19 protein-coding genes are annotated in these 23,567 nt (G+C 64.6%); 5 read left to right on the forward strand and 14 right to left on the reverse strand.

The features are described from left to right. Window position 1 precedes the first annotated feature (1 nt). The 5 genes from AC4D2Q_RS15005 to AC4D2Q_RS15025 are packed head-to-tail and all read right to left on the reverse strand — an operon-like array spanning window position 2 to window position 6,841. Entirely contained in the window at window positions 2–1,258 is a 1,257-nt protein-coding gene (locus AC4D2Q_RS15005) for an endo-1,4-beta-xylanase (protein ID WP_490947287.1), read from the reverse strand. Further along, a complete protein-coding gene (locus tag AC4D2Q_RS15010; protein WP_490947288.1) occupies window positions 1,255–3,627 on the reverse strand; it encodes a beta-xylosidase/alpha-l-arabinosidase in 2,373 nt (790 codons plus the stop codon). Before AC4D2Q_RS15010 ends, AC4D2Q_RS15005 begins: the two co-directional genes overlap by 4 nt. 8 nt (window positions 3,628–3,635) lie before the next feature. Beyond that, window positions 3,636–4,508, reverse strand: a complete 873-nt coding sequence (locus AC4D2Q_RS15015) for a carbohydrate ABC transporter permease (RefSeq protein ID WP_490947289.1) — start codon at window positions 4,506–4,508, stop codon at window positions 3,636–3,638. Beyond that, entirely contained in the window at window positions 4,508–5,533 is a 1,026-nt protein-coding gene (locus AC4D2Q_RS15020) for a carbohydrate ABC transporter permease (protein WP_490947290.1), read from the reverse strand. The genes AC4D2Q_RS15015 and AC4D2Q_RS15020 overlap by 1 nt, the downstream gene beginning before the upstream one ends. A gap of 9 nt (window positions 5,534–5,542) precedes the next feature. Continuing rightward, the gene (locus tag AC4D2Q_RS15025; protein WP_490947291.1) at window positions 5,543–6,841 is read right to left on the reverse strand and encodes an ABC transporter substrate-binding protein; all 1,299 of its coding nucleotides are present in this window, start codon (window positions 6,839–6,841) and stop codon (window positions 5,543–5,545) included. A gap of 118 nt (window positions 6,842–6,959) precedes the next feature. Between AC4D2Q_RS15025 and AC4D2Q_RS15030 the strand changes: the two genes are divergently transcribed. Further along, the gene (locus AC4D2Q_RS15030; RefSeq protein ID WP_490947292.1) at window positions 6,960–7,976 is read left to right on the forward strand and encodes a LacI family DNA-binding transcriptional regulator; all 1,017 of its coding nucleotides are present in this window, start codon (window positions 6,960–6,962) and stop codon (window positions 7,974–7,976) included. A gap of 69 nt (window positions 7,977–8,045) precedes the next feature. On the opposite strand, the gene crcB is transcribed toward AC4D2Q_RS15030, so the two are convergent. From crcB to AC4D2Q_RS15055, 5 genes are all read right to left on the reverse strand, one after another. Next, window positions 8,046–8,423 carry a fluoride efflux transporter CrcB gene (gene crcB / locus AC4D2Q_RS15035; RefSeq protein WP_490947293.1) on the reverse strand — a complete coding sequence of 126 codons (378 nt, stop codon included), beginning with the start codon at window positions 8,421–8,423 and terminating at the stop codon, window positions 8,046–8,048. Then, a complete protein-coding gene (locus tag AC4D2Q_RS15040) occupies window positions 8,420–8,878 on the reverse strand; it encodes a fluoride efflux transporter FluC (protein ID WP_227908751.1) in 459 nt (152 codons plus the stop codon). The genes crcB and AC4D2Q_RS15040 overlap by 4 nt, the downstream gene beginning before the upstream one ends. Window positions 8,879–9,073: 195 nt before the next feature. Continuing rightward, window positions 9,074–12,658 carry a S41 family peptidase gene (locus AC4D2Q_RS15045; RefSeq protein ID WP_490947294.1) on the reverse strand — a complete coding sequence of 1,195 codons (3,585 nt, stop codon included), beginning with the start codon at window positions 12,656–12,658 and terminating at the stop codon, window positions 9,074–9,076. 35 nt (window positions 12,659–12,693) lie between these two features. Further along, window positions 12,694–13,239 carry a GNAT family N-acetyltransferase gene (locus AC4D2Q_RS15050; RefSeq protein ID WP_490947295.1) on the reverse strand — a complete coding sequence of 182 codons (546 nt, stop codon included), beginning with the start codon at window positions 13,237–13,239 and terminating at the stop codon, window positions 12,694–12,696. 70 nt (window positions 13,240–13,309) lie between these two features. Continuing rightward, entirely contained in the window at window positions 13,310–14,941 is a 1,632-nt protein-coding gene (locus tag AC4D2Q_RS15055; protein ID WP_490947296.1) for a protein kinase domain-containing protein, read from the reverse strand. A 136-nt stretch (window positions 14,942–15,077) separates the two neighbouring features. On the opposite strand from AC4D2Q_RS15055, the gene lipB reads away from it, so the two are divergent. The 3 genes from lipB (at window position 15,078) to AC4D2Q_RS15070 (ending at window position 17,700) form a co-directional block, all read left to right on the forward strand. Beyond that, window positions 15,078–15,800 (forward strand): lipoyl(octanoyl) transferase LipB, encoded by a 723-nt coding sequence (lipB, locus tag AC4D2Q_RS15060; protein WP_490947297.1) that lies wholly within the window; start codon window positions 15,078–15,080, stop codon window positions 15,798–15,800. Further along, complete coding sequence (gene lipA / locus AC4D2Q_RS15065) at window positions 15,797–16,801, forward strand: lipoyl synthase (protein WP_490947298.1); 1,005 nt, start codon at window positions 15,797–15,799, stop codon at window positions 16,799–16,801. The genes lipB and lipA overlap by 4 nt, the downstream gene beginning before the upstream one ends. 146 nt (window positions 16,802–16,947) lie before the next feature. Beyond that, window positions 16,948–17,700, forward strand: coding sequence for a DUF4191 domain-containing protein (locus AC4D2Q_RS15070; protein WP_490947299.1), 753 nt, complete (start codon window positions 16,948–16,950; stop codon window positions 17,698–17,700). 103 nt (window positions 17,701–17,803) lie between these two features. Here AC4D2Q_RS15070 and AC4D2Q_RS15075 read toward each other — a convergent pair whose 3' ends face one another. Continuing rightward, window positions 17,804–18,244 (reverse strand): RDD family protein, encoded by a 441-nt coding sequence (locus AC4D2Q_RS15075; protein ID WP_490947300.1) that lies wholly within the window; start codon window positions 18,242–18,244, stop codon window positions 17,804–17,806. A 249-nt stretch (window positions 18,245–18,493) separates the two neighbouring features. On the opposite strand from AC4D2Q_RS15075, the gene glnA reads away from it, so the two are divergent. Further along, window positions 18,494–19,918, forward strand: coding sequence for a type I glutamate--ammonia ligase (gene glnA, locus AC4D2Q_RS15080; protein WP_490947301.1), 1,425 nt, complete (start codon window positions 18,494–18,496; stop codon window positions 19,916–19,918). A 99-nt stretch (window positions 19,919–20,017) separates the two neighbouring features. Here glnA and AC4D2Q_RS15085 read toward each other — a convergent pair whose 3' ends face one another. From AC4D2Q_RS15085 to AC4D2Q_RS15095, 3 genes are all read right to left on the reverse strand, one after another. After that, window positions 20,018–20,662: a DUF2510 domain-containing protein gene (locus AC4D2Q_RS15085; RefSeq protein ID WP_490947302.1), complete on the reverse strand. Its 645-nt coding sequence runs from the start codon at window positions 20,660–20,662 to the stop codon at window positions 20,018–20,020. A gap of 651 nt (window positions 20,663–21,313) precedes the next feature. After that, the gene (locus AC4D2Q_RS15090) at window positions 21,314–22,042 is read right to left on the reverse strand and encodes an amino acid ABC transporter ATP-binding protein (RefSeq protein ID WP_490947303.1); all 729 of its coding nucleotides are present in this window, start codon (window positions 22,040–22,042) and stop codon (window positions 21,314–21,316) included. Continuing rightward, the gene (locus AC4D2Q_RS15095; RefSeq protein WP_490924970.1) at window positions 22,039–23,508 is read right to left on the reverse strand and encodes an amino acid ABC transporter substrate-binding protein/permease; all 1,470 of its coding nucleotides are present in this window, start codon (window positions 23,506–23,508) and stop codon (window positions 22,039–22,041) included. Before AC4D2Q_RS15095 ends, AC4D2Q_RS15090 begins: the two co-directional genes overlap by 4 nt. Between the last annotated feature and the right edge of the window lie 59 nt (window positions 23,509–23,567).

The following is a 23,567-nucleotide window of genomic DNA, read 5'->3' on the forward strand; positions in this document are numbered from 1 at the left end:
GTCAGCGGAATCGGACGGTGGCCGTGTCACGCCCCGGCGAGAGCGAGAGCGGTGCGCTTTGCCCGTCGCGCCTAATCACGTAATCACCGAAGAAACCCGTGATCGACAAGCGTGCGTCATGATCCGTGCGCATCGTCGTTTGCGGCAGCCACCATTCGCCCTTAATCAGGGACCGCAGCGCGTAAAAGGAGGGTTTCGGCGTGCCGTCGGCGCGAACAAACCCGCCCGGCGCGCCGAGCCACGCTCCGTCGTCGGTAAGCCCCCAGTAGGTGATGGCCTGCACCGCCGGGTGGCCAACGAGTGAGCGATAGTGGCGCACGATCTCGTCCGCTTGCCTGGCCTCTCCCTCGGGTGTCGATGGCCAGGAGGGGATCTGATAGTCGTTGAGGTCGGTGATCTCCGGCGGCATGAGGTCCCCCGACAGCAGGGTTGTCTCGGTCAGATGGAGGGGCAGCCCGAAGCGGGCGAATCGGTCGACCACCGCCAGCATGGTCTCTTCTCCCCAATATCCCTGATGCATGTGCGTCTGCAGGCCGATCGCGTCCACGGTGATCCCCGCTTCAAGCACGCGCTCGATCAGAGCTTCGTAGTCGCTGGACAAGTCGAAGTCGTTCAAGACGAGCGTCGCCGAAGGGTTGGAGGCGCGGGCTTCCTCGAACGCGAGCTGAATCATGGGCACGCGGCCAATGCTCCGGGCAAGCCGGGTGATACCGTTTTCCTCTGCAGTGAACACGGGCATGATGACGGCTTCATTGATGGCGTCCCATGTGTCGATGACCCCGGAAAAGTCGGTCACCTCGCGCCGGATCCGCTCGCGTTGCAGCCGCTCGATCTCCGCTGCCGGTAAACCGGTGAGCCACTCGGGCGCGAGCGTGTGCCAGGTAAGCGGATGCCCCTTCACCGCCACTCCGTGCTCAGCGAACCACGAGGCGGTCCGGAGAAGTCTTCGGGTGTCAGGCTTGCCGCGGGTCGGCTCAAATCCCCGCCAGTAGAACGGAAGGGTCGCCGTGTTGAAGAGGTCGAGCCACATCGCCTCGAGATCCGGCAGCCCAGCGAGCCCTGCCCCGCCGAAAACGGGCTCCGCGGCGGCATCCTGCTCGGTCTCCCCATTGGCGAGCGGGATGAAGTCGAAACCGATGTTGCCGAAGGCGAAGTGATGGCGCTGCTGTTCGACAGTGACTTCCGCGTTGGGCACAGGGTTGCCGACGGAGTCCAGCACGGTGACCTGCGCGCTTCCCCGACGGTGATCGACGCTCATGAGGCGCTCCGTGCGATCTCCTTAAAACTCGGGTGGAAGGCCCGGTCAAAGCCCACGACGCGGGCTTCACCGGAGAGCTGCACCGACTGCGTGATTCGCATGTCGGTGCTCGACGCTCCGAGACCAAGGACGATCTCCCCCGGTTCGACCACCCGCTCGCCGTTTCGGCCGGTGAAGCTGGTGACATCTGCGGGAATGTGTATCGAGAGCTCGACGGATTCGCCCGGCAACAGGTCAACGCGATGAAAACCGACCAGACGCTGCACCGGGCGCACCACTGACGCGACAGGATCGTGGACGTAAATCTGGACGATTTCTGTCCCGGAACGGTCACCGGTGTTGCGCAGACGGAGGCCGAGGGTCGCCGTGCCGTCGACTCCGATCGTTCCCGGCCCGTGCTGGCCGGCGCTCCAGTCAAAGGTCGTATACCCGATCCCGTGTCCGAACGGGAAGACGGCGGTCGGGTCAATGCTGGACACTCCGTTGGAGCGCCCCAGAGGAGCGGCCAGGTATGTGGACGGCTGCGTCCCCTCTGAGGCCGGGATGCTGACAGGCAGGCGTCCGCTCGGATTGACCCGGCCGGAGAGGATGCCGGCAAGCGCGGCGGTTCCTTCTTCTCCTGCGAAGAACGCTTGCAGGATCGCGCCGGCGCCCGTGACAGCGGATCCCAGCGCGTACGGTCGTCCGGCGAGCAGGGTGACGACGGCAGGAGTAGATGTTGCCAGGACGGCGTCGAGAAGGTTCTGTTGGGCACCGGGCAGACGGAGCGACTCGACGTCGCAGCCCTCACCGCTCGTGCCGCGGCCGAAGAGCCCGGCCCGGTCGCCGAGGGCGACGATGACGACGTCGGCCCGCGTTGCAGCATCCACCGCTGCGGAGATCCCGGCGGTTTCTCCTCCGTCGATCGTCGTCCCGGGAACGTATTCGATGTCGGCTTCGGGAAACTCGATGCGGAGGCTGTCCAGCAGGGTAGGCAGTTCGATACCGAGGGGCGTGTCAGGGTGCTGCACGCCGACATGCGCGGGGAACGAGTAGCAGCCGAGAACGGCGAAGGGGTCGTCGGTCGTCGGCCCGACGACAGCAATCCGGCGCGGGGCGGCGAGCGGAAGGATCCCGTCGTTGCTCAAAAGCACGATGGACTGTTCGGCGATCTGGCGGGCGACCGTCCGATTACCGGCGCTGTCCAGGTCGATGGTGCCGCGGATGCCTTCCGCGTTGTCCACGTCGGCGCCGCGCAACGCTGCAGGCGTGGCATCCCAGTCAGGATCAAGCAGTCCGAGTTCGACCTTCTGGCGCAGCACACGCCGGAGGGCACGATCTATGACCGCCTCGGACAGGGCACCCGACCGGACCGCTTCAGTCAGCGGCGCACCGAAGGTCTTCACCGTCGGCAGTTCGACATCCACGCCCGCAGTGAGCGCGAGAGCGGCGGCCTCGCCCCACGAACCCGCGACGCCGTGAAGCAGTTTCAGGAAGGCGATCCCGAAGTAGTCGGCCACGACGGTGCCGTCGAAACCCCAGGTGTCGCGCAGGACTCCGGTGAGCAGCGACTCGTCAGCCGCGGATGGCACGCCGTCGAGGTCGGTATAGGAGTGCATGACCGAACGCGGCTTGCCTTCGCGCATGACCATTTCGAACGGGACGAGCAGCACGTCAGCGAGTTCACGCGGACCGACCGAGACCGGCGCGAGGTTACGGCCGGCCTTCGACGCCGAGTATCCGACGAAGTGCTTGAGAGTTGCGACTATCCCTGCTGACTCGAGGCCACGGACGTACGCCGTTCCGATGGTGCCGATGAGATACGGGTCCTCGCCGATAGTCTCCTCGACCCGACCCCAGCGGGCATCCCGCACCACGTCGAGCACCGGGGCAAGGCCCTGGTGGATGCCGACCGAGCGCATGTCAGACCCGATGCGGTGTGACATGCGCTCAATGAGCTCCGGATTGAACGAGGCCCCCCAGGCGAGGGGCACCGGATAGGCGGTCGCCCCCCAGGTGGCGAAGCCGGCAAGGCATTCTTCATGCGCAACAGCCGGGATGCCGAACCGGTTGGATGCCGCAATCCGGCGCTGGCTGCGGAGGAGGGACAGCGCCCCGAGCGCCGGGTCGACCGGAGCCGAGCCGAACGGCCGGGTCAACTGGCCGAGCCCGTTCGGCAGAAGCGCATCGAGGTCAACGAGGTCGTCCATGTCGTTCTGGTGCGGGGCAACGTCCCCGCCCTCACTGGACGCGCCGACCCAGACGCCGAACAGTTGGGCAATCTTCTCCTCGAGCGTGAGCTCGGCCAGGAGTGCTTCGACGCGGTCCGAAGCGGATGCGCTGACGTCGTGCCATGCCGGCGTAGTCGTCGTGGATGTTGTGTTGCTCAAGGGAAGTCCTAACCTTTGACCGCGCCGGTGAGTCCGCCGACGATGCGACGCTCGAACAGCGTGAAAAATATCAGTGCTGGAATCATGGACAGTGAGGTGAAGGCAAGTACCTTTGCCGTGTCCACCGAATACTGCGAAGCGAACGCCTGGACTCCGAGCGGCAGGGTGTACGTCGCCTGGTCACTGAGGATGAACAGCGGCAGAAGATAGCTGTTCCAGCTCGCCACGAAGGCAAGAATGCCCGTCGTCACCACTCCCGGCAGCGACAAAGGAACGACCATCCGGAAGAAGAAGCCCAGCCGGCTGGTGCCGTCGATCGACGCCGCCTCTTCGATTTCATCGGGGATTGCCTTGAGGAACGGCACCAGGATGATGATCGTCACCGGCAGCCCGAAGGCGATCTGCGGGAGAATCACGCCGCCCAGGTTGTTCATCAGGCCCAGGTCCCTAACGAGGATGTACAGCGGCGTGATCGCCACGGTCATCGGGAACATGAGCCCGGCGGCGAAGAGTGAATACATGGCTCCGCGGCCGACAAACGTGTATCGCGCGAGGACGAAGCTTGCCATCAGGCCGAGCACCACCACACCGATGGTCGTAGCGAGCGCGGCAATCGTCGAGTTGCCGACCTGGTGCCAGAAGGTCGGGCTCGCGAGCACCTCCGCGTAGTTGCCGAAATTCCACGGGCTCGGGAATCCCGCGGGCGAATTGGTGATCTGCGAGTTGTCGCGGAACCCACCGAGAATGATGTAGATGACCGGTCCGAGACAGAGTGAGATGAAGACAAAGGCGACGAAGTAGGTCGCGGGGCTGCCCCACGGCTGGCGCTCCCTCGGCGGACGCTTCGTGCGCGGGAGCGTGGGAGTTTCGAGAACAGTCATCACTTCTTTCCTGACGTGAGGGCACCGGCGGTGTCGCGCCGAAGAACAAACCGCTGGTAGATCAATGCGATGACGAGGGAGATCAGGAACATGACGACGGCGACAGCACTGCCGTAGCCAAAGTTGCCCGACGTGCGTCCGTTGGCGACCATGTAGGTGGCCATGGTCGATGTCCCGGCAGTCGAGGCGACGTACTGGCCCCAGATGATGAAGACCAGGTCGAACAACTGCAGCGAACCGATGATTGACAGGAACGCCCAGATCCGCACGGTCGGCCCGAGGAGGGGCAGCGTAATGGAGCGCTGGATCTGCCAGTAGCTCGCGCCGTCGATCGCGGCCGCCTCGAACAGTTCGGTGGGGATGCTCTGCAGCCCGGCGAGGAAAAGGATGACGGCAAAGCCGATGTACTTCCACGAGATGATCACCATCAGGGACCAGATGGCGATCTTCGGATCGGAAAGCCAGTCTGCCTTGAAGGCTCCCAGCCCGATGCTGTCGAGCAGCCCGTTGACGGCGCCGGATGTCTGCAGCATGAGACCCCAGCCGATCCCGACAATGACCTCGGAGATGATGTACGGGACGAAGATGAGGACGCGGATGAGCGAGCGGCCCCGGATACTCCGGTTGAGCAGGAGGGCGAGGACGACCGCAATGGGGCCCTGGATGACCAGGGAGAGCACCAGGATGAACCCGTTGTGAAGCAGCACGTCGTGGAACGCGCTGTCCTGGAAGATGATCTTGTAGTTTTCGAAACCGACGAAGTCTGTGGCCGGCCCAAAGCCCTTCCAGCGGAAGAAGCCGTAGTAGCCGGCGAGGACGACCGGGAAGATGACGAAGCCGACAAACACGAAGATGGCCGGCCCGGCCAGAAGCGTGATCTCGAGGCGCTTGCGCCAGTCCGTTGGACGCCGCCTGGGCCGCGGTGCGGCAGGGGACGACGCGCGGGCGCCGTCCCCTGCCGTAACCGTGCCCCGCGGCGGCTGAGCGTCCGTCATCAACGGAGCACCGCCTGCAGGTTCAGTCATTTTCTGCTGCTATCCCTTGGCCGCTGCGTCGTTCACAGCGGAGACGATATCTTCAGCAGAGCCCTGACCGGCGAGCATGTCGACAACGCCCTTATTCAGCGCGTTTCCGACGTTCTGGCCGAACAGGGTGTCGAGCCACACCGTAACGTACGGTGCGTCGTTGTACGCCTGAAGGATCGACTGGAGCGCCGGATCAGTGACAGCTGCCTGGGCGTCCTGGTTGGCGGGGAGAGTCTGGAACGCCTCCGCGTAGTCCTCCTGGTACTCCTGCTGCATGAAGAAGTTCAGGAATGCCGTGCATTCTTCTTTCGGCGCCTGGGCGGAGCAGGTGAATCCGTCGACGCCACCCATCATGGCGCCCTCGGCGCCGTCGCCACCGTCGATGGCCGGGAACGGGAACCAGTCCAGGTCTTCCAGCGGCAACTCGTCAGGGGTCAGCGATGCGATGACGCCCGGGTTCCATGCGCCCATGAGTTCCATTGCTGCTTTGTGATTCGCGAGGAGACCTGCAGAGCTGCCTGCTCCCTGCTGTGCCGAGGTGGTGAGGAATCCGTCGTTGAACGGTTCCGTTTCCACGAACGCTTCCATCTCCTTACCAGCCTCGAGCCAGCACGGGTCGTCAAACTTCTTCGACTCGGCCGCTTCGTTCATCGTGTCCTGCGAGCACGACCGCAGCGCGAAGAAGTAGTACCAGTGGGCAGCAGGCCAGGCGTCCTTGGCGCCGACGGCGACGGGGGCGATTCCGGCAGCCTTGAGTTTGTCGACGGCGGAACCGAGCTCATCCATTGTCGTCGGCGCCGTGTCGACGCCCGCTTCGGTGAGGAGATCCTGGCTGTAGAAGATGCCGCCAGGCAGCACGGCGGTGGGCATGCCGTAAATCTTGCCGTCGACCTCGAAGGCATTCAAAACACCTTCGGGCACAGCGGCCCTGGTGGCGTCGTCGATGGAATCCGTAATATCCATGGCCTGGCCGGCCGCAACGACATCCGCAAGCTTGCCGCCGCCCCGCGCCATGAAGATGTCGGGTGCATCGCCGGAGTTCAGCGCCGTCTGGAGCTTCCCGTCCATCTCCTCGTTCTGGACGGACTGAATGTTGATCGTTACGCCGGGGTTTGCCTCCTCGAACGCTGCGACCGTCTTCTCCCAGTGCGCCTTGCCGGCGCCCGTGGTCGAGTTATGCCAGAACGTCATGGTGACGTCACCGTCTTCTGTTGCTCCACCGTCGGAGCCACACGCTGACAGGCCGCCGAGGGCGATTGCGGTCGCCGCCCCGACTGTCAGCAGCTTCCTGATACTGTGCTTGTTCATCTTTGAACGCCTCTCGAAAGTTTCGACATTTCTGTCGAAAGCACTTAGTGTGGTGTGAGCCTAGCAGTGGCACGGTGAAACGCAAGTGTTTCCCGCAACAAATACAGATTGGACGCCCATGACCGGCTCAGGTCGCAAGGTCAAACTCAATGAATTGGCCGATGAGGCCGGAGTTTCGCTCTCCACGGTTTCGAAAGTCCTCAACGGACGGTCAGACGTGTCCGCACAGACGCGGGCGAAAATCGAAGAGCTCCTCGGCAAGCACGGTTACCAGCGACGCCCGGGCCTGCCCAACAGAGACACCTTGATCGAGCTCGTTTTCCCCGAACTCGAGACAGCTTGGGCCATGGAGATTATCCGTGGAGTCGAAAATGTCGCTCGTGCCAACGATTTGAGCGTCGTGCTTACCGAATCAGGTGACCGCCACTCTCCGTCCCCGGCCTGGATCACCGGGGTTCTCCGCCGGCGCCCGGTCGGGGTGGTGCTCCTCTTCGCCGATCTCGCGGCGGAAGCGAAGGCGGCCCTCCAATCCCGCGCCATTCCGTTCGTGATCATCGACCCGGCCGGCGATCCGGCTCCCGATGTCCCCGCGGTCGGGTCGGCGAACTGGTCAGGCGGCCTCGTTGCCACTCGCCATCTCATCGAACTGGGACACACCCGGATTGCCGCGATCACCGGCCGCGACGACATGATGTGCTCCTTCGCCCGCGTCGACGGATACCGATCCGCCATGAACTCGGCCGGTATTGAGATCGATGAACGCTTCGTTCGATTCGGCAACTTCCGGGTCGACGGCGGCCGCAGCATCGCTCTCGAACTCCTGACGCTGCCCGACCGACCCACAGCGATCTTCGCGGGGAGCGACCTCCAGGCACTCGGCGTCATCGAGGCGGCCAGAACCCTCGGGCTCCGGGTGCCCGTTGATCTGTCCATCGTCGGTTACGACGATCTGCAGCTCGCTCAGTGGTCCAGTCCTGCACTCACAACCGTTCATCAGCCGCTCACGGAGATGGCCGAGGAAGCGGCGCGGCTTGTGATCCGCATGAGCGAGAGCACCCTCGAAACCATCCCCCGGATGGACCTCGCAACGCGCCTCGTCGTCCGTGACAGTACGGCCGCGCCGGCTGCGGGCTGACGGGCCGAGCCTGAGGTCAAGCCCTTCCTCTCGCCGTCGCGGCCCTGCCTGGGCGCCAACGCGGTGCCTTTACAGCTCCACGCCCGCCCAGAGGCCGATCACAGCAGCAGCTACGGAAAGCACGAGCATGACAATGCCGCTGACAAATGACGCACCGTAGCGGCCCTTTTTCATCAGTTGCACCGTCTCGTAGCTCGCGGTGCTGAACGTCGTATAGCCGCCGAGGAATCCGGTGCCGATCACGATGCTGACATCGGTTGACACCAGGTGCTCGATGGTGAGGCCGGTGAGAAAGCCGAGCACGAGGGAACCGGAGACGTTGATGATCGTCGTCGCCCACGCGAACCGCGTCTTGGAGTGGGCTCGGATGAATCCGTCCAACATGAACCGCACCACGGCGCCCACACCGCCGGCCAGGGCAAGCAACAGGAAGATTCCGGGGGTCATGTCGCATCCTCCTGCTGATCTTTGCGCGGCCCTGTGCTGCGGTTATTGACGGCGGTCGCAATGGCGATGCCCGCCCAGGTGGCGAAGGCGCCGACGATCACTGTTGCGAGGGCGTAGACCACCGCAGAGCCCGGCAGTCCGTCGCGGAAGAGCACCGCGGTGTCCGTGGCCAGGGAACTGTAGGTAGTAAAGCCGCCGCAGAATCCGGTGCCCAGAAGCAGCTTGAGGTTCGCGCCCGTGGGGCGCGCGCTGTCCAGACGGGTGACGGCTTCGTAGAGGTAGCCGAGCAGAAATGCGCCGACCACGTTGATGATCGGGATGGCGATCGGTACCTGACCGAGGTTTGGGATAACGAGTGAAAGGCCCTCGCGGCTGGCGGCACCGAATCCGCCGCCGACAAAGACGAGTGCGATAGCTGCCCAGCGCAGGTATGACGGACGGGTGCCGGTACTCATACTTATTCCTTGCTCCGAGGCTGCGTGGCGTCAGGTATAAACGCCGACGGCGACGGGGTGCTTTGGTGGGGAATCGGGAGACGTACCCATCTGCTTGACTTTACCGGCGCTGCAAACCGCAGACAACGCTGACAAGCCATCCAGCGCTCCAGAGCGGCAGACGCCCGCACCGCGCCTACCGCCGACTCCAGGGAACTAGGAAATGCCCGGACCCCACCCGGAGGCCGCAATTGGTCCCGGGACGGTTCCCTCATCCAATATCGCCGGCCCCAGCTCAGCCTGCGGACGCGGCGGAAGCGGACCCGGCTGAAGGGACCGGTAGCCCGCAAATGCCGGAGGCTGGTCGGTGGGCAGTTCTGAGAGCATTTCGCGCAGGATTCCCACGCCGTGCTCCAGCTGCGGGTCCTCCCCCGCTACGTAGGCCTGCGGCGGGAATGCCACCTCGATATCCGGGTCCACACCGCGGTTCTCCACGCTCCACCCCACGCCGCCGGTGAACCAGTAGGCAAACCGAGGCTGGTTCACCACGGTGCCGTCCACCAGATCGAAACGCCCGTCAATTCCTACGACGCCGCCCCAGGTACGGGTGCCCACCACCGGACCAATGCTTCGCAGCTTGGCGGTTTGGGTGACGATGTCTCCGTCTGAGCCGGCGAACTCATCCGCCAGGATCACCACGGGCCCGCGCGGAGCATGAGCCGGATACGTCGAGGGCTGGCCGCCGCGGGGGTTTTCCCACGCTGTGACCTTCCGGCCGATCAGTTCCGCCACCAGCTGGGAGGTGTGTCCCCCGCGGTTACGCCGGATGTCCACCACCAGGGCCTGCAGGGATGCTTCCTGGTCCAGGTCCCGGTGCAGCTGCGACCAGCCGTTGGCCACCATGTCGGGAATATGCAGGTACCCGAAGGCACCGCCGGACGCTTCACGGACAATGCGGCGGTTCGCGTGCACCCAGTTCTGGTAGCGGAGCCGCTCCTCGCTGCGCAGGGGAACGACGGCGATGCGCCGCTGCGCGGGCGGGGCGCCGTCGTTGGCGGAGACGATGGTCAGCTCCACTGTGCGTCCGGCTGCACCCGCCAGCAGCGGGGCGGGGCCTTCGCCCGGCGGCACCGGAACGCCGTCGACCGCGGCGATGACGTCCCCGGGATGAACGTCGGCTCCGGGGGCGCTGAGCGGCGAGGTGGCCTGCGGGTCGGAAGACTCCGCACCGAGAATGCGCACCACTTCCCAGCCGCGGACTCCGGGGCGCAGGTCTGCCCCGAGGAATCCCTGACCTCCGGATCCCTGTTCAGTGACGGGCGTCGGAGTGACGTACGCGTGGGACGTGCCCAGCTCGCCGTGCATTTCCCACAGCAGGTCCACCAGGTCATCATGGCTGCCGAGATTCTGCACCAGCGGACGGTACCGGGCGTGCACGCCCTGCCAGTCCAGTCCGCCCATGTCCGGAGCCCAGAAGAAATCCCGCTGCAGGCGCCAGGCCTCGTCGAAGGCCTGGCCCCAGACCTTGACGGGATCAAGCCGGACGCGGATTCGGTCCAGATCAACGCGGATGCTCTCTGCGGAGTCCTCCTCCACCTTCGAGCCTGCCGGGATCACCCGGGCACCGCCGTCGTGACGCACCACCACTTTGGTGCCGTCACCGCTGACCTCAAAACTGTCCAGGGCCGGAACCAGGACGGTGGTTTCCTTCGTCGCCAGATCGAAGCGCTCCAGCCGGGATGCCGGGTCACGGTCTGCAGCCGTGGCCCTCCCGTCGCCGGTCACTCCAAAAATGTCCGTGGCCTGCCAGAGCAGGGCGCCTTCAGCGGCACGGAGCCTGTCGTAACGCCCCTGCGGGACGGGAACGGCAATAATGCGGTCCCCAATCCGCTCCGCGTCCACCCGCACGGCCGGCGCCTTATCCGCGGCGGAGTCAGCCGTCGATGCGGTGCCCTCCGCCGCCGAGTTCACGGTTTCCGGCAGCCCGCCGCCGGAAACCGACGGGCCGAACGGCGACGGCGTCCCGGCAGCAAGCGCCACCAGGAACGGCTTCGTGGAGGACGGGAAGCTCAGGTCGAACCGGTGGGTGTCGTACACCGGATCAAAGCTGCGTTCGGAGAGGAATGCCAGGTACCGGCCGTCCGTGGTGAAGGACGGATCGTGGTCGGTGAACCGGCCGTCGGTCACGTCCAGCACCGGTGCCGCGGCGTCCCGTACGGAGCGCAGGCGGATCTTGGTCCGGCCCTGGGCGCTGACGGGTTCCGCCCAGGCGAGCCACTGGGAGTCAGGCGAGAAGGCCAGCTGGTCAACGGCTCCAAACTCGGAGGCAGCAACCGGGACGAGCCGCGCCGCAGCGACATCAAGCACAAAGACTTCACCGTACTCGGTCGCCACGCCCACGTTTTGACCGTCCGGGCTGGGTACCAGCTGGCTGACCCGGGTCGGACGGTCAAAGCCAATGCGAACGGTGCCGGCCCCCGGCGCCTGCCGCGGGCCAGCCAATGGATCCTGATGCTGTTCGAAGTCCGGATTCCCGGGGCCGGCGCCGCGCGGACCCCGGACTTCCGAGCCTGCGGCCGCCCCGGCTGCGGGCACCGGGCTGGGCAGGACAAAGCCGGCGCTTTCGCCGGGGGCCTCCGGGCGGTGTGCCGCGGCGGGCATGTCCCGGGCCAGGTTCCCCGTCGACTCTGCGGCCGCGGCAGCGGTGTCGATATCAGCGAAGACATCCTTGAGGTAAAGGGCTTCTTCGCCGCCGTCGTCGGCCACAAACACGGCCCGGGAATTCCCCAGCGGCCGGCCCAGGCGGGCGCGCACGGATGAGTCCGCCCGGATAACACGGGAAGGTCCGTCACGGTGGGTCAGCCAGTGCAGGGTGCCGTGGGTTTCCACGATGCTGGCCGTACCCGTGGCCTCGGGAACAACCTCGGCAAGGTGTTTTGATACGTCCAGCGGCCGCGGGCGGCGGGCGCTGGACGCCGAGCCAAGAACTATCTCCACCGGCTGGGCGTGCGCATCCAGCGACGCCAGGAGCCAGAGCTGGCCGGCGGACTCAAAGACGATGCGGGTCCCGTCGGAGGAAGGATGCCGCACGTAAAAGCCGTCGAAATCGGTATGCCGGCGCAGGTCGGTGCCCCGGGGCGTAACCGAGTAGAGATTGCCGTAGCCCTCATGATCGGAGAGGAACACGATGCGGCCGTCAATCCACATCGGGTCCGAGAGATTGCCGTCGAGTTCGGGAACCAGGCGTTCGAATTCCCCGGAGCCGTCCGAATCGATCCACAGTTTCCCTGCCGTACCGCCGCGGTAACGCTTCCACCAGGCCTGCTCACGGGTCAGCATGCTGCCGATGACCACCGGGCGCTCGTCTCCGACGGCAGGGCCCTCAGCGATCGTTTCCACCGGCCCGAAGGGGAGCTTTGTGGGCGCCGAACCGTTCAGCGGCACGCTGAAAGCCCACCGCAGCCGATTGTCCTCCTGCTCCACCGAGGTAGTGGCAATGACCTGCCCCGCAGAATTGAAGCCCTTCAGACGGGTGCTCTGGCTGCCCCAAAAGGTCAGCTGCCGGAAGTTTCCGCCTTCCACATCCGCCGTGACGATCTCCGGAGCGCCGCCCTGGACCACCTGCCAGGCCAGGGCGGTGCCGTCCGGAGAGAATTTCGGGCTGCGTGCGGGCAACGCCATCGCCGAGACGCGCCAGGCGCGTCCGCCGTCGGCCGGAGCCATCCAGACGTCGTCTTCGGCCACGAAGGTGAGAAGGTCGCCGTGCAGATCGGGATAACGAAGGTACGCAGTTGGGCTCATGGTGCGATCCTATCTTTCAGGAACGTCCGGGCAACTCAGGGACAGGCCGGCTTTTCTGTGCTGAAGAGTTCGCAGACCGCGTTGTAGTACCGGTCCGTGATTCCCTGATGATGCAGGCCGATTTTCTCGCACACCCGCCGGGAAGCTCCGTTGGCAGGATTGATGACGGCCACCACCTTCGGCAGCCCCCGGGCTAGTGCATGGTCCAGAACTGCGGCTGCGGCCTCCGGCGCGTACCCCTTTCCCCAGCTGTCCGGGTGGAAGTGCCAGCCAATTTCGATGTCCCCGGACGGCCTCCGTTCGGGCCCGGACGCCGGAATGGGCTTCAACAGCAGCGTCCCGGCCAGGTTCCGCGGACCCGCGGCGTCGCTGACCTGGACGGCCCAGACGCCGCAGGTGCCGTCGTCCAGCCTGTTCCAGGCGGCGATCAAAGCCAGCGCTTCGGCGGAATCCTTCATCAGTTTCGGGGAAACGCCCAGGAACTGCTGAACTTCCCGGCGCGAGTACAGATCCAGGACGAACGCGGCGTCGTCGTCGGTGTAGGGGCGAAGGAACAGCCGGGGAGTTTCCAGGGTCAGCATCTCCCAAACCTAGCCGAAACGTGTTCCTTAGAACTGTCTCCCGAACCCGGGCCAGAGGTATCCGGTGGTCTCAGGCAGGGGGTGCCAGGACGTCCTCAATGCGCCACCCGTCCGGGCTCCGCAGCAGCACCAGCACTACGTCCTGAGCGGGCACCGCAGCCACGTTCCGCACCACGCCGCCTCCGGCATCCCGTTCCTCGTACGCGGATGTGGAGACTCCTGCCCGAACACTGACCCGCCCTTCCGGACCGGGGCGGGCCGGCTCGGCCGAGACAATCTCCACCCCGAGACCGGAGAGAACGGTGCCTGATGCCTTGAGTTTGCCGATCTCCTCCTGATCCGTTTCCATGGCCGGCGAGCGCGGTGCATTGACGCTGTTCAGCTGTTCCCGGTCAGCGGCGCTAAAGGCCCGTGCCCGCAGTTCCGCGAGTGCCCGAGCGGCCTGCACAGGGTCTTCGCCGCGCACCATCTGCTGGAGGTCCTGATCGTGAGCGGGCGCCAAAGACATAGGCCCCGGCTGCGGCGGGGAGGTGCCCGGTGCCGGAGCGTTCGCCGGGACCGGTGCGGCTTCCGGGGCTTGCTGCTCCCCAACCCCTGCCTCCGTCTGCGCTTGCGCCCCGTCCCCTGCCGGCGCCGGATTCCCGGATGCCCCGCTCTCCCCCATTGTATTTTCCTTTCCCGAAGCGGACTCCCTCCCCCCGCTCTGCAGGATCTCCGGTGCTGCCACGGCAACAGCTCCCAGCCCCATGGTTGCCGCCACGAGGACCGCCGCTCCCGCCAGCACCAGCGGGCTGGGCTGACGCCGGGAAGCTCTCGGTCTTTCCGCGTCCGGTTCGCGCCGCAACCTCACAGACTGCTTCCAAACCCTGCCCGCTGCCTGATGTGAGTCCCGGCGGGCACGCCGCGTCTGCGGCCCGGGAAGAGCGGCTGCTGCCTCAGGCAACGCCAAATCCAACGGCTGCGCGGCGGCCGACGCATAAACCAGACGGGAGAACTCGGCGGCATTCGGGCGGAGTCCCGGGTCTTCCTGCAGGCCGGCGTCAACCGCCTCGGCGAGCGCCTCCGGAATTTCCGGCACCAGCGCAGCCAGCGGCAAGCGTCGTTCTGCCGGGGGCAGCGCCCGTCCCGTCAGAGCCAGCCATCCCACGGCTCCCAAGGCAAAGATGTCCTCTTCCGGTGCTGCGGATATTCCCGTACCTGTTCCAAACAGCCGGGCCGTGCCCAGATCCGCGAGCAGCGGCTTGCCGTTTGCGGTGAAAAGGATATTGCCCGGGGACACGTCCGAGTGGGACACGTTCAGGCCGTGCAGATAATCGAGTGCGGATGCAATGCCCACCAGCACGGTGACAGTCTCCCCCGGAGACAGGGTCCCCCGGGCACGGGACAGACGGGCGAAGGAGCCCCCGGCTGCCCACTCCATCAGCAGCCCGGGACCCTGGTCCGTTTCCAGCACGGTGTGCAGGCGCAGGAGGTTAGCGTGTTCATACCGGGTCAGGATGTTCAGCTCACGCCGGGTTTCAAAGGTGGTTCCTGGTCCTCCTGCTGCCACGGCCGGAATTTTCAGCGCAAAGCGGGCACCGTCCCCCTCCCGCTGAGTCAGCCACACCGCAGCAGTGCGCCCCGATCCCAGGAGCCCGCCCGCTTGATAACCCTGCTCAACCACCGGCGGGGCAGGGATGCCGGCCGTTCCTTGATTGTCCATGGACTCTGTTCTAGCCCCCATTGCGGCTGCCTGCAGAAGTTATCCACAAGCCTTTCCCGACAGCGCTCCGGGCCACAGAGGCAGTGTGACCAAGGCCATAGTCGGAACTTTGACTGCGGCAGTCTAGGCTGTCCCCATGGCTTTGGAGTTCCTGCGCATCGGTCTTGCCCCGGATTACGTGGATTACCTGGACGGCTGGGACCGGCAGCGCGCCCTGCATGAGAGTGTCCTGACCGGTACGGCACCGGACACGGTGCTTCTGCTGGAGCATTCTCCGGTGTACACGGCGGGCAAGCGCACCGAGGAGCATGAGCGCCCCTTCGACGGCACCCCGGTGGTATCCGTGGACCGCGGCGGCAAGCTGACCTGGCACGGGCCGGGACAGCTGGTCGGCTATCCGATCCTTCGGCTGCCGGACCCGAGCAAGATCGCCGACTACGTCTCCACACTCGAAGACGTGCTCATTGCGGTCCTTGCCGACTTCGGGATTACCGGCGAGCGCGTTGCCGGCCGGTCCGGAGTGTGGATCCGGGGCGGCGGTCCGGACCGCAAGATTGCCGCCATCGGCATCCGCGTCAACCACGGCGTCACCATGCACGGATTTTCCCTGAACTGCAGCAATGACCTCGATCCCTACAGCCAGATCGTCGCCTGCGGCATCACCGATGCCGGCACCACCTCAATCTCGGCCGAAACCGGCCGCACCGTTGCACCGGCCGATCTGGTGACCCGGGTGGAAGAAGAACTCTTCCGCCGCCGGGAACACCTTGTCCGCGAACACCCTGTTCGGGCCACGGACACCCCCTCACCGGAAACCGGCGCCACCGCAGCCGGACGGTCGAAAGGAGCACTCCTATGACTCTTGCCCCTGAAGGACGCCGCCTGCTGCGCATCGAACAGCGCAACGTGGCCGTACCCGTGGAACGCAAGCCGGAATGGATCAAGGCCAAGGTGGCCATTGGCCCCGAGTACGTGCAGCTGAAGGGGGAGGTCAAAAAAGAGGGCCTGCACACTGTCTGCGAGGAGGCAGGCTGCCCCAACATTTTTGAATGCTGGGAAGACAGGGAGGCCACCTTCCTCATCGGCGGCTCCGAGTGCACCCGCCGCTGTGACTTCTGCCAGATTGACACCGGAAAGCCCTCAGCCGTAGACCTCTTCGAACCGGTCAAGGTGGCCCGTTCGGTGCAAAAGATGAACCTTCGCTACGCCACCGTCACCGGGGTGGCCCGCGACGACCTGGCAGATGAGGGCGTGTGGCTCTACGCCGAGACCATCCGCAAGATCCATGAGCTGAACCCGGGCACCGGCGTCGAAATCCTGATTCCCGACTTTTCCGGCAAGCCCGAGCACATCGAAGCGATCTGTGATGCCCGTCCCGAGGTGTTTGCCCACAACGTGGAAACCGTACCCCGGCTGTTCAAACGCATTCGCCCGGCCTTCCGCTACGAACGCTCGCTGGATGTCATTACCCAGGGCCAGAAACTGGGCATGGTCACAAAATCCAACCTCATCCTGGGCATGGGGGAAACGCGCGAGGAAATTTCCGGCGCACTGCGGGACCTGCGCGACGCCGGCTGCGACCTCCTCACGATCACCCAGTACCTGCGCCCCAGCGAGCGCCACCTGCCCGTGGACCGGTGGGTCAAGCCGCAGGAATTCGTCGAACTGAGCAATGAAGCCACCGCGCTGGGCTTCCTGGGAGTGATGAGCGGTCCTCTCGTGCGCTCGTCCTACCGGGCCGGACGGCTGTGGGCCGGAGCCATGCGCAAGAAGGGCCTGGAACTGCCTCCGCTGCTGGCGCACATCGAGGATTCAGGCTCAACGCTGCAGGAGGCTTCCTCCATTCTCGCCCGCGGTTGATGTCCGCACCGCCGCTGGCCGAGGTAACGCACAGCGGCGCGTGTACGCCTGCCGCGAACCTGCTTCGCGGGAACCGCGGAATTCCGCGTTTGCCCGTGCGGTGGACGGACAAACCCACGGCGGCTATCACGTAGAATTGAACCACTATGGCCAACAGCACAGATTCCGACGCACCCAAGAGCGCCCGCCGCGGTCTCTTCTCCCGCAAGCCCAAAGCGGAAAAGAAGAAAAAGGGCCCGGGCCGCATGAAGCAGATCGCCGACGTCTTCAAGATGACGCGGCGCAACGATCCCAACCTGGTGTGGGTGATGGCAGGCACGTTCCTGGGCATCGTCGCCGTCGCACTGCTGATCGGCCTGCTGATCGACAACTGGATCACGATGCTCATTATCGGGATCCCGCTGGGTGTGCTGGCAGCTGTCTTCGTGCTGTCCCGCCGCGCCGAACGCGCCGCCTTTACGCAGATTGAGGGCCAGCCCGGTGCTTCCGGTGCCGCCCTGAGCATCCTGCGCCGGGGCTGGATCCTGGAGGAACAGCCCGTTGCCGTGAACCCGCGCAGCCAGGAAGCAGTGTTCCGTGCCATCGGGCGCCCCGGCATCGTCCTGGTCACCGAGGGTGCCCCCGGACGCGCCAAGGCGCTGGCCGACGGCGAACGCCGGCGCATGAACCGCATTGCCCCGAACGTACCCGTGCACGTCATCCAGACCGGCCGCGGCGAGAATCTGACGCCCCTTTCCCAGGTCGCCAAGAAAGCCAAGAAGTTGCCCAAGGCCCTGACCAAGCAGGAAGTCCAGGCCGTCAACAAGCGCCTGGCTGCTCTCGGAACACGCCTGCCGATCCCCAAGGGCATTGACCCGTACAAGGCCCGTCCGGACCGCAAGGCCTCCCGCGGACGGTAGCCTCAACCACGGACACACGGTGTCCAACACATGAAGGGCCCCTCCATCGGAGGGGCCCTTCATGGTTTAACCGCGGACAGCCTGTTTTCAGTGTTTGATGATGCTAGTGCTTGACCTTCACCAGGACGGTGCCCATGGCGCGGTCATGCAGCCCGCGCTGGTCCTCGTCGAAAACGACGGCTGGTATCACCACGCACAGCAGCAGCGTGCGGACGACGGCGGCCAGCGGGCCTGCGGGGCTGCCGTCCAGCTTTTGGACCTGCAGGCTGAAGACCCGGTGTCCAATGCCGTAGCCCAATAGGGAAACGAGCACAATCTGCTCAACGGCGAAAATGGCAAGGACGGCAGCGGACGAGCCGTCAAAAAACGCATAACCAATCACTGAGGCAATGGCCCAGTCAATAATGATGGCTCCGAGGCGCGGACCCACTCGTCCTATGCTGCCGGGACCCGTCTTGGGCCGGCCCAGGCGCTTGCCCGGCCAGGAATTCTCGTCGGAGGGAGGGCCTTCCAGCCACGAACCTAAGCTTCTTCTGTCAACCACCGTTTAAGACTACCCGGCTTCCGGAAAGCCTCCGCTTGGGCCGGCAATGCCCCTCTGTGGCAGTGTTCACGCTAGGGTAGAGGAGAGACTTCGGGTTGCGTAACTTACCTGAAACACGGCCGACACGGATGAGAAATTAGCTGGCCCTACAGTTCTAAGGAGTTGACGGGGAGCTGTTTCCGGCTCTGCGGCCGGGGCTGTGCAGTCCGGAGTCATCCAATCAAATCGTGTATAAGGAGCAAAGTACCGATGTTCAAAACTGCGGACGAAGTCCTCAAGTTCATCGCTGACGAAGATGTGAAGTTCGTCGACATCCGATTCACCGACGTTCCCGGAGTGCAGCAGCACTTCAACGTACCGGCCAAAACCGTAGATGCCGATTTCTTCGTCAACGGTCAACTGTTCGACGGATCATCCATCCGCGGCTTCCAGGGCATCGCCGAATCGGACATGCAGCTGATCCCTGACGTCACCACGGCGTTCATCGATCCTTTCCGCATCGAGAAGACGCTGGCTCTGAACTTCTCCATCGTGAACCCGCGCACCGGCGAGCCGTACCACCGCGATCCCCGCGGCGTGGCCGAGCGGGCAGAAGCCTACCTGGCCTCCACCGGCATCGCAGACACGGCCTTCTTTGGTTCTGAGGCTGAGTTCTACATCTTCGACAACGTCCAATACGAGTCCTTCCCCAAGGGCAGCTTCTACAAGGTCGACTCGATCGAAGCCCCGTGGAACAGCGGCCGCGAAGAAGAGGGCGGAAACCTCGGCAACAAGACCCCTTACAAGGGCGGCTACTTCCCCGTGGCTCCGGTGGACAAACAGGCTGACCTGCGCGACGCCATCAGCGTGGAGCTGGACAATGCGGGCCTCGAGGTCGAACGCGCCCACCACGAAGTAGGCGGTGCAGGCCAGGCCGAGATCAACTACAAGTTCACCACCCTGACCCATGCAGCGGATGACCTGCAGAAGTTCAAGTACATCGTGAAGAACGTGGCTGATGCCTGGGGCAAGTCCGCCACCTTCATGCCGAAGCCGATTTTCGGCGACAATGGTTCAGGCATGCACTGCCACCAGTCGCTGTGGAACGGCTCCACTCCCCTGTTCTACGACGAGAAGGGCTACGCCGGCCTGTCCGACGTTGCACGCTGGTACATCGGCGGCCTGCTCAAGCACGCCTCCGCTGTCCTGGCCTTCACCAACCCGACGGTCAACTCCTACCGCCGCCTGGTCAAGGGCTTTGAAGCTCCCGTGAACATGGTCTACTCGCAGGGCAACCGTTCGGCTGCTATCCGCATCCCGATTACCGGTTCCAACCCGAAGGCCAAGCGCCTCGAGTTCCGTGCCCCTGACCCCTCCTCCAACCCGTACCTGGCCTTCGCTGCGCAGCTGATGGCCGGTCTGGACGGCATCAAGAACCGCATTGAGCCGGCGGACCCGATCGATAAGGACCTCTACGAGCTGCCGCCCGAAGAGGCCAAGGACATCCAGAAGGCTCCCGGCTCCCTCGAGGAGGCGCTGGTTGCCCTGGAGAACGACAATGAGTTCCTGCAGGCCGGCGGCGTGTTCACCCAGGACATGATCGAGAGCTGGATCGAGTACAAGCGCGAATACGAAATCCTGCCCCTGGCGATGCGCCCGAACCCCTACGAGTTCGAGCTCTACTACGGCTGCTAAGCCCTAGCTCCGGAAGCGGGATTTCCCGCAGACGAGCAAAAGAGCCCGTATGCCCCGCCTTCCGGCAGGGTATGCGGGCTCTTTGCGTCCCGGAAGCTGTCAGTAGTAGTACGGGCTGGCAAAGATCGCAATTGTCAGCGCCAACGACAACAGGGAGAAAAGGATGCCCAGAACCAGGCCGATGATGCCGAAAGCTTTGTACCTGGGCGCACGGCCTCTTTGCTTGGCCAGCCCGACGGCGGAGAACACGACAGCGGCCAGGCAGACGGCCGTGCCGAAAAGGGGAATGAAGAAAAGAAGGATGCTGACAAGCCCGAGGATGAATCCGGTCAGGGCTAGGGGGTTGGACCTCAGCATCTGGTTGCCGGGGAAGCCCGGATATCCGGGGTAAGCGGGATACGCCGGCGCCGACCCCGGGTATTGCTGCGCATAACCCTGAGCGCCGTGCTGGCCCTGCTGGTACCCCGGGTAGCCCTGCGCATTGCCCGGACCGGGGACGGAGCCGCCCTCCCGGCCGGTGGAATCAGGGATGGACAGCGGGGCAAGCGGCACGTGGCCGGGAACATCATCAACGTCCGTTCCGGTTGTATCCGGAATGGAGTTCCCCGCTGACTGCTCGGCTGGTTCAGCCTGTGTTTGCTCTGCCAACGGCAGCGTGTAATTCGTCCACGCCGTGCCGTCCCACCACTTCTGCCGGTTTGGTTGGGCAGGATCCTGATACCAGCCGGGCAGTGGCGTTGTCATGGGAGTCTCCAGGTGAGGAAGGCGGCGGTTGCCGCTGCGCTAACGGACAGGTCGTCAAACCAAACGTATCCGATGCAGCGCAAACCGGAGTCCTCCGTCCACAGCTCTTGCTGCGGGTTAGGGAACGAACTGTGTGCTGACGGAGGTGTCGGCACGGGAGTTGTTCAGCATGCTGATCTCCGCAGCCGATACACCTCCGGCAATGAGGGCACAGCCCACTGCTATGGCTGTCATTTGCCTCGATACGGCTGACCCTGTCCTGCGCCGGGTCGTGGTGGCACGCTTCAACATTAACAATTCTCCAATCGATTGTGGCGGCATTCCCGGTCGGCGGCGAAGGCACGCGGACATGGCGGCTCTGCGCCGGAATGGGAATGCGGTTCCTGCTCCTGCCGGGAAGGCAGTGCGGCTGCTGCAGTGCAGTCTTTGATGTGCAGCGCAACCGCTGCAGTGCAGGGGGGCTTGTGGTCGGCTTGGGCCGACGTGCCTGTGAGTCCTGCTCCTTTAACTGTAGGTGCCTTCGGCCGCGACCTCAACGTGGGTTTGCTCACCCGCACCCGGACCTGCAACGACGACGGCGGCCGTCCCCGCCATGGGAACGGCCGCCGTCGTCGTTGCGGCGCCGGTGCGGCGCCGCAGTGCTGTGGAGCGTTAGAGCACCTTGGCCAGGAAATCCTGCAGCCGGGGATGCTTGGGTGAGGAGAAGAACGACTCGGGTTCGCCTTCTTCCACAATGTGGCCGTCGGCCATGAAGATCACACGGTCTGCCACTTCGCGGGCAAAGCCCATTTCGTGGGTCACCACCACCATGGTCATGCCGGCCTTGGCCAGGTCGCGGATGACCTGCAGGACCTCGCCCACCATTTCCGGGTCGAGGGCGGACGTAGCCTCATCGAAAAGCATGATGTCCGGGGCCATCGCCAGGGCACGGGCAATGGCCACGCGCTGCTTCTGGCCGCCGGAAAGCTGCGCCGGGCGGGCGTCGGCCTTGTCCGCCAGACCCACCTGCTCCAGGAGGCGCAGCGCGTTTGCCCGCACCTCCGCCTTGGAACCCTTCTTCAGTTCCAGCGGTGCCAGCATGACATTCTGCAGCACGCTCATGTGCGGGAACAGATTGAAGTGCTGGAACACCATGCCGATGTTCTGGCGGACCTTGTTCAGGTCCACCTTGGGATCGGTCAGGCTGGCCCCGTTAACCACCACTTCGCCGCCGCTGATGTCTTCGAGCTTGTTCAGGCAGCGCAGGAAGGTTGACTTGCCCGAGCCGGAGGGTCCAATGACACAGACAACCTCGCCTTCGGCAATGGAAACGTCCAGGCCCTTGAGGACCTCATTGGTGCCGTAGGACTTGCGCAGTCCGCGGGTTTCGATTTTGCTCACTTGTTAAACCTCTTATCCAGGACATCTGCCAGCTTGGTCAGCAGCGTGATGACGATGAAGTACAGGGCACCCACGATCAACAGCACCTCTGCGGTGCGGAAGTTCACGGCGTAGATCTGCTGTGCCTGGTAGGTGAGTTCGGCAAAGCCGATCACGGCCAGCAGCGATGTGTCCTTCAGGGTGATCACGAATTGGTTGATGAAGGAGGGCGTCATGATCTTCACGGCCTGCGGAATGATGACCTTCTGCATGGTCTTGCCGTAGCCAAGGCCCAGGCTGCGTGCAGCCTCCATCTGGCCCGGGTCCACCGACTGGATGCCGCCGCGGACAATTTCAGTCATGTAGGCACCGGCGTTCAGTGACAGCGTCAGCACGCCCGCGGTCAGGACGTCCACCGGGTGTCCGATCAGCTGCGGCAGGCCGAAGTAGAAGAAGAATGCCTGGACCAGTACCGGGGTGCCGCGGAAGATCGCCACGTAGGTGGTGGCGATGCCTCGCAGCACTATGTTGGAGCTGACCTTGAAGAAGCCGAACAGCACACCAAGCACCAGCGCGAAGACCAGGGACAGGGCGGTGGCCAGCAGGGTCAGGCCCATGCCCTTGGCAAAGGCCGGGGCGTTGTCGGTGACCAGGGACCAGAAGCTGGAATCTTCGGCTCCGGCTTCCAGGTAGCGGTCCAGGATCTCGTCGTACTCGCCGCTGGCCTTCAGCTCGGCCAGGCCGGAGTTGAAGGCGGCCAGCAGCTCGGGGTTGGTGCCCTTGTTCACGGCGAAGCCGTAGGAGGAACCGGCTTCCTTTTCCGTGACGGTCTTGAGGCCGTTGCCGGACTTCACCCCGTACGCGAGCACGGGGTAGTCGTCGAAGACTGCCACGGAGCCGCCGGACTTTACGTCGTCGTACATCTGGGCGGACTGGGCAAAGGCCACCACGCTGAATCCGTACTGGTCCTTGATGGACTCGGCGAAGGTTTGGCCCTCGGTGCCGGTCTTGACGGCCACGCGCTTTCCGGCCAGGTCTTCGTAACTGCTGATCTCGTCGTCGTTCTCGGCGACGGCCATCTGGATGCCGGACTCGAAGTACGGATCCGAGAAGTCAAAGGTCTTCTGGCGTTCCTCGGTGATGGACATGCCGGCAATGACACCGTCAACCTGGTTGGACTGCAGTGCCTGGAGCGCCGCGTCAAAGCCCAGGGAGCGGATATCAACGGTGAAGTCCTCTTCCTCGGCAATGGAGTTCAGGAGATCCATGTCAATACCCACAAGTTCGCCGTCCTGGCGGAACTCGAAGGGGGCAAAGGTGGTGTCCGTGCCGACGGAGAAACTCTGGCCCTCGGCCGCATTGGGAGTTTCCGCGGCGCTGGCCCCCGTTGCGGGGACGCCAAGGAGCAGTGCGATGGCCGCGGTCGCCGCTATGAACGGGGCAGCGAGTTTGGCCGGGCCTCGACGGACCCGATTGCCTGTATGCAAGGTAAAAACGTCTCCTAGATGTTCCGGAACGGCACAAAAATGCCGATAATGCCTCATAG

It is taken from the genome of Arthrobacter sp. TJ-178, from assembly GCF_058269275.1.